This is a genomic window from Yunchengibacter salinarum (genome assembly GCF_037658235.1).
GTDB lineage: Bacteria > Pseudomonadota > Alphaproteobacteria > Sphingomonadales > Kordiimonadaceae > Yunchengibacter > Yunchengibacter salinarum.
The window spans coordinates 96,118-108,246 of the sequence record NZ_JBBJLN010000001.1; the positions used below are offsets into that span (position 1 = coordinate 96,118).

A 12,129-nucleotide genomic window follows, 5' to 3' on the forward strand; every position below is an offset into this window, starting at 1 on the left:
CACCGGCGCGGGCGGGAGAGACCATGATAACCTTCGAAAATGTGGGGATGCGCTACGGTATGGGCGGCGAAGTGCTGCGCGACATCTCCTTCACGCTGGAGCGGGGCTCCTTCCATTTTCTGAAAGGTCCGAGCGGCGCGGGAAAGACATCCCTTCTGCGCCTGCTGTATCTGGCACACCGGCCATCGCGCGGCCTGGTCACTTTCTTTGGCGAAGACCTCGCCAGCCTGCCCCGCCACCGGCTGCCGGCGCTTCGGCGGCGCATTGGCGTGGTGTTTCAGGATTTCCGGCTGTTCGATCATCTCACCGCCTTTGAAAACGTGGCCCTGCCGCTCAGGATCAAGGGGGCACGGCCCAAACAGATTCGCAGCCATGTGGCGGAACTGCTGGGCTGGGTGGGCCTGAGCGACCGGATGAACGCCCGCCCCGCCACGCTGTCGGGCGGCGAGCAGCAGCGCGTGGCCATTGCGCGGGCCATCATCAACAAGCCGGACCTGCTGGTGGCGGACGAACCCACCGGCAATGTGGACCCGGACATGGCCGAGCGGCTGATGCACCTGTTTCTGGAACTGAACCGCATCGGCACCACGCTGGTGGTGGCCAGCCATGACGCCAATCTGGTCAATGCCATCGGAGCCCCCGTCATGGCGCTGGACAAGGGGGAACTGACCCTGCATCCGGGCCGTCCGGGCGCGCTGTCCGCCCTTGCCGGGTCTGATGCAGCGCCGTCGGGCCTGCCATCATCGGGCGCGGCCCCGGCACCGGGAGGGCGGGCATGACCGATCGCCCCGGCCAGGGCAGCGCCATGCTGAGCGCCCGCACCATCCCCTTTCTGCCCGCCAACCGTGCGGGGGACCGCCTGTTGCCCTGGCTGATCGCGGTGATGCTGTTCCTGTCCAGCCTGTCGCTGGTGCTCGCCACCGGCGTGGGGCGCGGCCTGGAACGCTGGAGCAGCGGGCTGGCCACCACGCTGAGCGTGCAACTGGTGGAGCCGGATCGCGCGGTTCATGACCGCCAGAAAACAGAGGTGCTGGCCATGCTGCGCGCCACGCCGGGGGTGGAACAGGCCCGCGTGATGGCGGAAAGCCAGGTGATGGACATGCTCAGCCCCTGGCTGGGCGACCTGCCCCGCGGCAGCGGCCTGCCCGTGCCCACCCTGATAGACGTGACCCTGAAGAAACCCGGCGCCATCAACCCGGATGCGCTGGCGGAACGGCTGAAAGCCATCGCCCCCGGCGCCCGACTGGACGATCACAAAGCCTGGCTGAGCCGCCTGCTGGACCTGGCCCGGCTGGTGCAGATGGTGCTTCTGGCAAGCCTGGTCATGGTGGTGCTGGCCACCGTGGCGATCGTGGTGTTCGGCTGCCGCGCCGGGCTGGCCAGCCATCGCGGTGCCATCGAGATCATGCACCTGATGGGGGCGGAGGACGGTACCATCGCCCGCGCCTTTGACGAACGCTATCTGTGGTACGGCCTGAAGGGCGGCATTATCGGCGTGGCGCTGGCGGCGCTGGCGCTTTATGGCATCATCACGCTGGCCGGTCGCATGGGCGAAGGGCTGCTTACCGCCGCGCTGCCCGGCATGGGCGCGCTCTGGTGGCTGATCCTGCTGCCCCCCCTGGCCGGTGGCCTGACCATGCTCACCGCCCGCGTCACCGTGCGCCGGGCACTGGCCCGGATGGTCTGAGCCCGTGCCCGGCCCGGCCAAGCCCCGCCTGCGTCCGCGCACCGTGCTGAAAGGGGCGGGAATCGTTCTTGTGGGCCTGTGGCTGGCGGGATTGATCAGCTATCTGGAACGGGTGCCCATGGCAACGGGCGACCTGCCGGATCACGCCGACGGCATCATCGTGCTGACCGGCGCCGCGGGCCGGATGGAAGAAGCAATTCGCCTGCTGGAAGCGGATCGCGGCACGCGCCTGTTGATCAGCGGGGTCAATCTGAACGTGAAGGCCACCACGCTGCGCCGCATGACCGGCGCGGGGGCGGCCCTGTTCGATTGCTGCGTGGATCTGGACCATAACGCGCTGAACACGGTGGGCAATGCGCTGGAAAGCGCCCGCTGGGCCCGGCGCCACGGCTTTGCCAGCGTGATTCTGGTCACCAGCGACTATCATATGCCGCGCAGCCGCCTGTTGCTGGCCCGCGCCATGCCCAATGTGCGGATCATTCCCCATGCGGTTGATACGGATGTGTCGCTGGCGTATCTGATGCAGGAATATCACAAATATCTCGTAACCCTGATCGCAGGCGACCTGTCGGTGTCTCCGCCACCGCCCGATCCGGCAGAGGACAGCACACCATGACCCGTTTCCGCCTGATCCTTGGCGCCATCGTGCTCGCCGCCATCGCTTATTCCGCCATCTGGTTCACCATCGCGTTCGACGCGCGGGACATGGTGAAAGCCCGGCTGGCCGATTGGCGGGCGGCTGGCGCCACCGCCCGCGTCGGGGCAGTGGACCTTGGCGGCTTTCCCTATCGCATCCGCCTGGACCTGCGCGACCTGCGGCTGGACAGCAAAAATGACGGTATTCGTTTCAAATCCGAAACGGCACGCCTGATAAGCCATGTCTGGACCCCCGGACACTGGATGGCGGACGCCACCGGCACGACCCTGCATATGTTTGACGGCGAGATCCGCATCACCGATGACAGCCTGCGCGCCAGCCTGCGGCGGCGGGACGGCTTCATGGTCATGGTGCTGGATTCCGGGGTGCGGGACGACACAAGGCTGACCCGCTTTCCCGGTCTGGCCGGGCCCGCCAATCTGCACGATGCCACGCTGTTTCTGCGCCTGCCCCAAACCGCGAAAGGCCGGGGCACGGCGAACGGCACCGACACGGATACCGGGGACGGCGATGATAGCGGCGCGCTGTTCGCCGACCGGCTGGCGGATTTCAAGCTGGTGGCCGCATGGGACGGCGGGCGGCTGGACATGCTGGGCCGCCTGACCGGGGCGGGGCCGCTCGGCTGGTCGCGGCGGCGGCTGGCCCGCTGGCGGGACAGCGGCGGCCTTCTGGAACTGGACAGCCTGACCCTGCGCCTCGGCACCGGCCAGATCACCGGCAATGGCAGCCTGTCGCTGGATGAGGATTTAAGGCCGCTCGGTACCCTCAGCCTGGACTATAGCGGCGGCGACGTGCTGGCGGACGGGCTTGGCCGTGCCTTCGGCCTGAAGGCCGCACCGGTTCTGAGCGACGGGGAAGGCTCCCTGTCCGTCATGATGCAGGGTGGGCAGGTGACGGTGGGCAACACCCGGCTCACCGCCCTGCCGCCAATCCTATAAGGCGGGGTCGTCGTCCCGAACGTCATCACCGCGATGGCGGCCAAAATCCGCCTCGCCCGCGTCCTGGCCCGCTTCCACAATGCCGCGGCGAATGGCGCGGGTGCGGGTGAACAGCTCCAGCAAGGCATCGCCGTCGTCCCAGCGGATCGCCCGTTGCAGCGCCATCAGGTCTTCGTTGAAGCGGCCCAGCATTTCCAGCACCGCATCCTTGTTCTTCAGGAACACATCCCGCCACATCACCGGGTCGGAGGCGGCGATGCGGGTGAAATCGCGGAAGCCACCGGCGGAATAGCTGATCACCTCGCGCTCCGTCACATCCGCCAGATCGCTGGCGGTGCCGACAATATTATAGGCGATCAGGTGCGGCACATGGCTGGTGATGGCCAGCACCAGGTCATGGTGATGGGCGTCCATCACCTCCACCCGCGCCCCCAGCGCCTGCCAATAGGCGGTCAGCCGCGCCAGTGCCGGATCGTCCGCCGTCATGGTCTGCGGCGGGGTCAGGATGCACCAGCGATCCCGGAACAGAGCGGGGAAACCGGCTGCCGGGCCGGACTGTTCCGTGCCCGCCACCGGGTGGCCGGGGATAAAGGCCACGCCCGGCGGCAGATGGGGGGCCACATCCGCCAGAACGGAAGCCTTCACCGAGCCCGCATCGGTCACGATCTGGCCCGCCGTCAGCCCCGGCGCGATGGCCTTGGCCGCCGCCGCCATGGCGCCCACCGGCACCGCCAGCACCACCAGATCGGCCCCGGCCACCGCCGCCGCCGGGTCCGCCATGATCCGATCCGCCAGACCGAGGCGCTCCGCCGCCGCCAGCGTATCCGGGTCATGATCCGTAAGGGTGACCGTGCCATCCGCCACATAAGCGCGGGTGGCCAGCGCCATGCTGGACCCGATCAGCCCGGCGCCCACCAGCGCCACGCGGGTAATGGGCGGGGTGCTCATGCCGGCGCCTCCCCGGCTTCGGCAAGACCCGAACCGTCCATGAAGGCGGTGAGCAGCGCGGCCACGGCGCGGTTCTGCTCAGGCGTGCCAATGGTGATGCGCAAATGGTTCGCCAGACCCTGCCCCGGCAGATGGCGCAGGATATACCCGTCCGCCATCAGGGCGCGGTATGCTTCCGCCGCGGTCTGGCCGGGGGCATCCGGGAAGCCCGCCAGCACGAAATTGGTCTGGCTGGGCACCACATCCAGGCCGGTGGCGGCGAGCGCGGCGGTCAGCCAGGCGCGTTCTTCATTATTGCGGGCCACCGCCGCCGCCAGATGATCCTGATCCCGCACCGCGGCCAGCGCCGCCTTTTGCCCCGCCGCCGACACATTGAAAGGCAGGCGCGCGCGGTTCAGCACATCCATCACCGCCGCCGGGCCATAAGCCCAGCCCACCCGCAGCGCGGGCAGCGCGTACATTTTGGAAAAGGTGCGGGTCATCACCACATTGTTCGCCCGGTCCACCAGGCGGGCGCCCGCCTCATAGGCCGGGTCGTCCACACATTCGCCGTAAGCCGCATCCAGCACCAGCAGCACATGATCCGGCAGGCCGGCGTACAGGCGCTCGATCTCGGAAAAGGGCAGCATGGCGCCGGTGGGATTGTTGGGATTGTCCAGATAGATCAGCCGAGTGCGCGGCGTCACGGCCTGAAGGATGCCATCCACGCTGGCGGCCCAGTTCTCATTGGCCACCGCCACGCCGGTGGCGCCCACGGTCTTTGCCAGAATGGCATAAAGCTGAAAGCCGTAACGGCTGTAGATCACCTCATCCCCCGGCCCGGCGAAACAGTGCGCCAACAGGGAAAGCGGCTCGTCCGACCCGTTGCCGCACAGGATTCGCGCCGCATCCAGCCCGTGCAGTTCCCCAAGCGCCGCGCGCAGGTCCGCGCTTTCCGGGTCGGGATAGCGGGCAAGACCATCCATGGCATCGCGGGCCGCCGCCACGGCGCGCGGGCTGGGGCCATAGGCGGATTCGTTCGCCGACAGCTTCACCACCGGGCGGTCAGCCCCGTCCGCCCGCGCCTTGCCGGGCACATAAGGGGCGAGGTCCAGAATCCAGTCCTTGGGCGCGGGGCCAGTCATGGGGTGTCTCCAGGCTATAAGAGTGCGGGCCATTTGGTAGCCGCCCAGACCGGGCTTGGCAAAGATTTTGTGAGGTTGCCCCTGCCCGCTTCATGCGGAGAAAATTGACAAGGCCGGGCCGCCCGGCGTACCCAACATCCTGTTTGCCCGCAAGGGTACCGGCAAGGTCAACACCGATGAGCCAGACACACCATGACACAGCAACCCTGTTCCGGGACAGCCCCCTGAGGCTGGACAGCGGCGCCAGCCTGTCACCGGTGTCAGTGGCCTATGAGACCCATGGCACGCTGTCCGCCCGCGGAGACAACGCCATTCTGATCTGCCATGCTCTGACCGGCGACCAGTATGTGGCCAGCACCAATCCCGTCACCGGCAAGCCCGGCTGGTGGGACCGGCTGGTGGGCCCCGGCAAGCTGATAGACACCAACCGGTTTTATGTCATCTGCTCCAATGTGCTGGGGGGCTGTTCCGGCACCACCGGCCCGGCCAGCATCAACCCGGAAACGGGCGACCCCTTCGGGCTGGATTTCCCCGTTATCACCATCCGCGACATGGTGCGCGTACAGGCCGCCCTGCTGGACCATCTGGGCATAGACCGGTTGCTGGGCGTGATCGGCGGCAGCATGGGGGGTATGCAGGTGCTGGAATGGCTGACCACCTATCCCGACCGCCTGCACAGCGCCGTGGCCATCGCCACCGCCGCGCGCCATACGGCCCAGAACATCGCCTTTCACGAAGTAGGGCGCCAGGCCATCATGGCGGACCCCGACTGGCGGGAAGGGCGCTATTGGGCCGATGGCGGGCAACCGGCAAAGGGCCTGTCCGTGGCGCGCATGACCGCCCATATCACCTATCTGAGCGAAGACGCGCTGACCGCCAAGTTTGGCCGCAACCTTCAGGACCGCAACGCCGTCACCTTCGGCTTCGATGCGGATTTCCAGGTGGAAAGCTATCTGCGCCATCAGGGCATCAGCTTCGTGGACCGCTTCGATGCCAACAGCTATCTGTATATCACCCGCGCCATGGATTATCTGGATATCCCGGCGCGCCACGGGGGCCGACTGGCGGATGCCTTTGCCAGTGCCGCCCATGTGCGCACCTGCGTGATCGCCTTTTCCAGCGACTGGCTGTACCCCACCGGTGAAAACAAGGCCATTGTCCACGCCCTCAATGCGGCGGGGGTGCCGGTCAGCTTCGCGGAAATCCATTCCGACAAGGGCCATGATGCCTTTCTGCTGGATGCGCCGGACATGGAAACCATGCTGTGCGGTTTTCTGGAGGGCGCCGTGGCCAGCATGGCACCCACCGAAGGCGGCCCGGCCAAAAGCGGGGAAGCGCCATGACCGACGATCTGCGCCCGGACCTGGAGCTGATCGCATCGCTGATACCGGCGAGCAGCCGCGTGCTGGATGTGGGTTGCGGCGACGGTGCGCTACTGGCCTATCTGGCCCGCAACCGGCAGGTGGATGGCCGCGGCATGGAACTGGCCCAGGACGGGGTGAACCGCGCCGTGGCGCGCGGCCTGTTCGTGGTGCAGGGCGACGCGGATCGGGATCTGGCCGACTATCCCGACAACAGCTTCGATTATGTGATCCTGTCCCGCACCCTTCAGGCCGTGCAGCGGCCAAGGGATGTGCTGCTGCACCTGCTGCGGATCGGCAGGCGGGCCATTGTCACCATCCCCAATTTCGCCCATTGGAAGGTGCGTCTGGCGCTGCTGGCCACCGGGCGGATGCCGGTTACCGGGGCGCTGTCGCAAAGCTGGTTTGAAACCGACAACATCCATTTCTGCACGATTCTGGACCTGCTGGACCTGGCCGCGGCGGACAATATCCGCGTGGTGGATTTCCGCCCCTACCGGGCCGATGGCCGGCCCCTGTCGGTGGGGCCGAAAACCGCCAACCTATTGGCGGAACAGGCCCTGTTCACCCTTGAAAAGCGCTGAAAGCTGCTAAGAAAGCGCTGAAGGAAAGCTGAACCAGCCCGCGCGGCCCCGCCGACACCGGCAGGAAAAAGGGGCCGCCCCGCCGGGCGCCCCCTTCATGATCCGTGTTGGCATGATCCCTGTCAGCCAACGGGTTTTTCGTGCGCGTCCCGCCTGAGCGCGAAGGGCGCCGTCATTCGCCCCGCTTATGGATGATGGGGACCAGCATGTCGCCCCACGCCCCTTCTTCATTGTGATAGCGGGAGGTGCGCATCAGTTCCACCGTAACGCCCGCTTCCACCGCCTTGATGACCGAATCGTTCAGGCGGTGCAAGGCATTGGCCATGCGGCGGATGGCGGCGTCCTTATCGTCGGCGCCGGTTTCGGTATCGGTCTTGTCATCGCTCATACTGTGTCTCCCCCAAGCGGACTGTCTGTGCAAAGGCTCATTGGATTGAAATAAAATACCAATAAGACAGGTATATTCGTATTATATATTTCAACATTCTGTAAACAGATTTCTTCCGTTTCCGGCATTGAAAAGCCCCGGCACGCGGGAACGGCGACCCCGCATCGTCAGGGCCGGGTGGCCATTCGCACGCCGTGCGGCGCCTTTGCGGGACTTTCGATCGCGCCATAAACCTGTTTGTGTGCACGCACCAGCAGCACACCGCCCAGCCCCCGACCCAGCATATGCACGGGGCGCTCCACCAGAGCGGCGGTTCGCCGCACGCCGGGCCAGTGCACAGGCGGCAGCATCAGGGCGGTATCCCAGTAATCCGGCGGCAAAAGCTGGTCCCGCATCAGGGCCATCAACTGCGCCCGGCTATAGGGATGGCCATGACCGAACGGCGTGGTTTCGATGGCCGACCAGGTGCGCCGCCGGTTGGGCACCGCCACCAGCACCTGCCCGCCCGGCGCCAGAACCCGCCAGATTTCCCTGAGCCATATGGCGGGTCGCCGGGCGTGTTCCAGGGCGTGCAGCAGCACCACCCGGTCCACCGCCGAATCATCGAACGGCAGGCGCGCCACGTCCACCAGCAGGCTGCGATTGTCCGCCATGCGGGGCCAATGGCACACACCCTGCCGCGCGGGCATGGCGGCCAGCGTATTGGCCCCCAGCGCGGCCAGCGGCTCCAGCACCGGCGGGGCATAGCCGATGCCCAGCACCAGAAGGTCACGGGCATCGGACCACAGGTCCGCCACATGCCCCCCCAGCAGATCGGACACGCTGCGCCCCAGCGAACGCCCGTAAAAATGCCGCATCTGGTGAATATCCGGGTGCATGGGCGCCTTTCCTAATCGCTCGGCGACGCGGCGGACAGCCACGTCGTAAGCGGCGACCATAAACCGGCCCGTGCCCCGCTGCCAACGATCATCCCCACATGGCCGCTCGCCGGGGCCAGTGTTCGCGCATGGGGAAAGGCATCCAGCAGGGCCCGCACGCTTTCCGGCGGCACCAGCCGGTCACGGGCCGGGGCCGCGATCAGCACCGGGCCGCCGAACGATTCCGGCACCACCGGCGCGCCATCCAGTGACCAGGTGCCGCGCGCCGGGGCGTTGGCGCCGTACCAGTCCCGCAGCACCTCCCGCGCCACGTCCACGGGCAGGGGCGCGCCGTCATTGGCCCAGCTTTCCAGCGCCACAAAGAAATCGACCGCCGGATCATCGGGCGCCAGATTGGCAAAGCGGCGAAACTTGCGGGCCATCAGCGTGGGGTCGATACCCGCGAAAAAGCCCTGCAACAGCGCCACCGGCACGCCGGACCCGGTGGGCAGGGACGCCATCAGATCGGACATGCGCCGCGCCGCCGCGCCGCCCACGGCGCTGGCCGGGGCCTCGTCTTCCATGAAAAAGCGCCAGGGGGCCGCCAGCAGGGCCAGTCGCGACACCCGCTCCGGGGCCAGCGCGGCGGCGGCCACCGACAGCGTGCCCCCCATGCAATAACCCACCAGCGGCACCGGCCCACCGGCCAACGCAACCGCCCGGTCCAGCAAGGGCAAAAGGCGCTGCCGCACGGCGCGCGCAAGGGTCATGTCCGGCTCGAAACGATCCCCGGCCCAGTCCACCAGCAGCGGGCGCCAGCCCTGTTCGCGCAGCCAGCCCACCAGGGACCGGCCCGGCATCAGATCAAGAATGCGGGCGGGATTGACCATGCTGGGCACCAGCATCACCGGCGGGGCATCCACCGGGCCATGGTCCAGCAGGGTCACGCCGCCCACCGTGGCAAGCGGCGTGGCGGCGTGCGCCGGGCCGGTGGGGCGGCTTGCCTGATAGCGTGCCACCCCGGCCAGCATGGCTTGCAGCCGGGCCTGCGCCCGCGCCGCGACGGTGGCTGTCAGCCGGGCACGGGCCGATCGGTCCAACCCGGTGCAGGCGGCCCGAAGGGGTATCGCGGCGGCCTTCACATGCGGATGCCACATCAGATCATCATCCTGCATCAGCGCCAGCGCCGCCGCGGGGGCACCCAGCGCCATGGCCTGGGCATTGGCCATGTGCAGCGGCATGGGATGCGGGCCGGGCGGCAAGGGCCCATCCGGGCCGGATTCGGGACCGGACTCAGGACCGGTCATCATCGCGCTCCGCCGTGTGGTGGTCGCCCGCCTCCATGCGCGCATGGGCTCGCAGATTGTCTTCCCACAGGTCCAGAATGCGATCGGCCAGCGCCGTCAGGTCGTCATTCCCTGACGGCGCGCCGCCCGCACCCGGCGTCGTGCCTGACTGATCGTTCCGTTGCGTCATGGCGGCAGTATAAACCGGTTTTTGTGCGCAAAAAGAATTGATTTTGCAGGCGCAAAAATTATTTAATAAACAGATAGGGTGAAGACTGCCAAATTGGCGTTTTCCCTTGCGTTTTTGACCATTTCCAGATTTTATGCTGCGCAGCATAAACAGAAAGGGGAGAGGCCCATGGCCCGCACACGGCGCCAGGAAGGCGAGCCCATCATCATCAAGAAATACGCCAATCGGCGGCTCTACAACACCGCAACATCCAGCTATGTGACGCTGGAACATCTGGCGGAGATGATCAAGCAGGATGAAGACTTCGTGGTCCGGGATGCCAAAACCGGCGACGACATCACCCGCACCGTGCTGACCCAGATCATTTTCGACAAGGAATCGAAAGACAAGACCATGCTGCCGCTGCCCTTTCTGCGGCAATTGATCGCCATGTACGGCGACGGTATGCAGACCATGATTCCCACCTATCTGCAATGCGCCATGGAAGCCCTGACCAACAATCAGGAAAAAGTACGGGAAGCGGTGGTGACCGGGCAGGGGCCGCAGGCCTTCATGCCCATGATGGAAGACATCACCCGCCAGAACATGAAGCTGTTTTCCGATGCCATGCGCATGTTCAACCCGGCAGCCGAAGGCGGGGAAAACGCCGCCGCCGCCGCGCGGGCCAGGGCCGACTCGCAGACCCACCAGAAAGACGAGGAAATCCGCGCCCTGAAGGAGCAACTGTCCCGCCTGCAAACACAGGTGGACAAACTTTCCGGCTAAACGGGCTGGACGGGGGGCGCCCCGCGCCCGATGCTGATGAACGCGGCGACGCGGCCCCGTGTCGCCGTTTTCATGGGGCGCCCGTTTTCATGGAGCGCCCGCTTAAAGGGAAGTCCGTTTTCAGGGAAGCCCCGTTATGCCGGTATTGCTGATCGCCGTTTTCATCGACCTGGTGGGATTCGGCATCATCGTCCCTATTCTGCCCTTCATCGCCAAGGCGTATGGCGGCAGCGCCTTCACCGGCACGGCGCTGATTTCCATCTATTCCCTAATGACCTTTCTGTCCGGCCCGATCTGGGGCCGGCTGTCGGATCGTATCGGGCGCAAACCCGCCCTGATGTTCACCTTCATGGGGGCGGTGATCTCCTATATCACGCTGGCCCATGCGGACAGCCTGGCCATGCTGTTCCTGGCGCGCGGCATGTCCGGGGCCATGGCGGGCAATGTGGGTGTGGTCATGGCCTCCATCGCCGACCGCACCCATGAAGGCAACCGGGGGCGGGCGCTGGGCTGGCTTGGCGGTGTTTTCGGGCTGGGGTTCGCCGTGGGGCCGGGGCTTGGCGGGCTGCTGGGCTCGATGGGCAGCGGCCCGGCCATCTATCTTCCCGGCCTGACGGCGGCTGGCCTGTCACTGACCGCCTTCATCCTGACCGCCGTTCTGATGCGGGAAAGCCATCCGCTGAAGGCTGACACCGATATCACCCCGGACAGCACGGGGGCGCCCGGTGCCGCCGATGTGGCCCCCGCCGCGCCCCCCATGCGGCTGTCGCTGCTGTTCACCACACCGACGCGCGGGCTGCTGTTTGCCATGTTCACCCTGTTGGCAGTGGGCCAGAGCATCACCTTTTCCATCACCCCCTTCTGGGCGGAAAGCGCGCTTGGCTGGTCCGAACGGGAAGTGGGCTTCCTGATGATGGCCGTCGGCCTGATGGTGGCGGCGGTGCAGACTTTCGCGCTCGGCCCCATCTTTCGCGCCGTGGGGGAGGCCCGCGCCCTGATGGGCGGCATGGGGCTGGCGCTGGCGGGCGCCGCGATCATCAGTTTCGGGGGCGGCACGGTCTGGTCCGCCATAATCGGCTTCCCCCTGACCATGACCGGCATGACCGCGGGCTTCCCGGCGCTCAACAGCATCGTGTCCATGCGCACCGGCAGCCGGGATCAGGGTGCGGCGCTGGGCCTGGCCAACGGCATGTCGGCGCTGGGCCGGGTAGCCGGGCCGCTCAGCGCGGGAAGCCTGTTTTCCGCCGCCACCCCGGCCCTGCCCTTTCTGGTGCTGTCAGTGATGGCCTGCGCCATCCTGGCCTGGGCCAGTGGCCAGATTGGCCGGGAACGCGGCGGGTAAT

Annotated in this window: 14 protein-coding genes; 8 read left to right on the forward strand and 6 right to left on the reverse strand. The window is 66.9% G+C overall.

Annotation, left to right across the window (positions count from 1 at the left end; translation table 11 throughout):
* Positions 1–23 precede the first annotated feature (23 nt).
* Genes ftsE through WGH93_RS00500 form a run of 4 tightly spaced genes read left to right on the forward strand, consistent with a single transcriptional unit; the run spans position 24 to position 3,283 of the window.
* The gene (gene ftsE, locus WGH93_RS00485; RefSeq protein WP_374762877.1) at positions 24–779 is read left to right on the forward strand and encodes a cell division ATP-binding protein FtsE; all 756 of its coding nucleotides are present in this window, start codon (positions 24–26) and stop codon (positions 777–779) included.
* Complete coding sequence (locus WGH93_RS00490) at positions 776–1,687, forward strand: cell division protein FtsX (RefSeq protein WP_374762878.1); 912 nt, start codon at positions 776–778, stop codon at positions 1,685–1,687. Before ftsE ends, WGH93_RS00490 begins: the two co-directional genes overlap by 4 nt.
* 4 nt (positions 1,688–1,691) lie before the next feature.
* Positions 1,692–2,303, forward strand: coding sequence for a YdcF family protein (locus tag WGH93_RS00495; RefSeq protein ID WP_374762879.1), 612 nt, complete (start codon positions 1,692–1,694; stop codon positions 2,301–2,303).
* Complete coding sequence (locus WGH93_RS00500; RefSeq protein WP_374762880.1) at positions 2,300–3,283, forward strand: DUF2125 domain-containing protein; 984 nt, start codon at positions 2,300–2,302, stop codon at positions 3,281–3,283. Before WGH93_RS00495 ends, WGH93_RS00500 begins: the two co-directional genes overlap by 4 nt.
* Here WGH93_RS00500 and WGH93_RS00505 read toward each other — a convergent pair.
* Both WGH93_RS00505 and hisC read right to left on the reverse strand, forming a co-directional pair.
* Positions 3,278–4,231 carry a prephenate/arogenate dehydrogenase family protein gene (locus WGH93_RS00505; RefSeq protein WP_374762881.1) on the reverse strand — a complete coding sequence of 318 codons (954 nt, stop codon included), beginning with the start codon at positions 4,229–4,231 and terminating at the stop codon, positions 3,278–3,280. The two genes, WGH93_RS00500 and WGH93_RS00505, sit on opposite strands and share 6 nt — an antisense overlap.
* On the reverse strand, positions 4,228–5,355 hold the full coding sequence (hisC, locus tag WGH93_RS00510) for a histidinol-phosphate transaminase (protein WP_374762882.1): 1,128 nt from the start codon (positions 5,353–5,355) through the stop codon (positions 4,228–4,230). The genes WGH93_RS00505 and hisC overlap by 4 nt, the downstream gene beginning before the upstream one ends.
* Before the next feature lie 176 nt (positions 5,356–5,531).
* On the opposite strand from hisC, the gene metX reads away from it, so the two are divergent.
* A complete protein-coding gene (metX, locus tag WGH93_RS00515; protein WP_374762883.1) occupies positions 5,532–6,698 on the forward strand; it encodes a homoserine O-acetyltransferase MetX in 1,167 nt (388 codons plus the stop codon).
* Positions 6,695–7,300, forward strand: a complete 606-nt coding sequence (gene metW / locus WGH93_RS00520) for a methionine biosynthesis protein MetW (protein WP_374762884.1) — start codon at positions 6,695–6,697, stop codon at positions 7,298–7,300. Before metX ends, metW begins: the two co-directional genes overlap by 4 nt.
* Before the next feature lie 172 nt (positions 7,301–7,472).
* Here metW and WGH93_RS00525 read toward each other — a convergent pair whose 3' ends face one another.
* From WGH93_RS00525 to WGH93_RS00540, 4 genes are all read right to left on the reverse strand, one after another.
* A complete protein-coding gene (locus WGH93_RS00525; RefSeq protein ID WP_374762885.1) occupies positions 7,473–7,688 on the reverse strand; it encodes an SMc00767 family acetate metabolism repressor in 216 nt (71 codons plus the stop codon).
* Between the two features lie 167 nt (positions 7,689–7,855).
* A complete protein-coding gene (locus WGH93_RS00530) occupies positions 7,856–8,566 on the reverse strand; it encodes a class I SAM-dependent methyltransferase (protein WP_374762886.1) in 711 nt (236 codons plus the stop codon).
* Between the two features lie 11 nt (positions 8,567–8,577).
* Positions 8,578–9,855 carry an alpha/beta fold hydrolase gene (locus WGH93_RS00535; protein WP_374762887.1) on the reverse strand — a complete coding sequence of 426 codons (1,278 nt, stop codon included), beginning with the start codon at positions 9,853–9,855 and terminating at the stop codon, positions 8,578–8,580.
* Positions 9,839–10,021: a hypothetical protein gene (locus WGH93_RS00540; protein ID WP_374762888.1), complete on the reverse strand. Its 183-nt coding sequence runs from the start codon at positions 10,019–10,021 to the stop codon at positions 9,839–9,841. The genes WGH93_RS00535 and WGH93_RS00540 overlap by 17 nt, the downstream gene beginning before the upstream one ends.
* Positions 10,022–10,189: 168 nt before the next feature.
* Between WGH93_RS00540 and phaR the strand changes: the two genes are divergently transcribed.
* Complete coding sequence (gene phaR / locus WGH93_RS00545; RefSeq protein WP_374762889.1) at positions 10,190–10,786, forward strand: polyhydroxyalkanoate synthesis repressor PhaR; 597 nt, start codon at positions 10,190–10,192, stop codon at positions 10,784–10,786.
* A gap of 136 nt (positions 10,787–10,922) precedes the next feature.
* Entirely contained in the window at positions 10,923–12,128 is a 1,206-nt protein-coding gene (locus tag WGH93_RS00550) for an MFS transporter (RefSeq protein WP_374762890.1), read from the forward strand.
* Position 12,129: the final 1 nt, after the last annotated feature.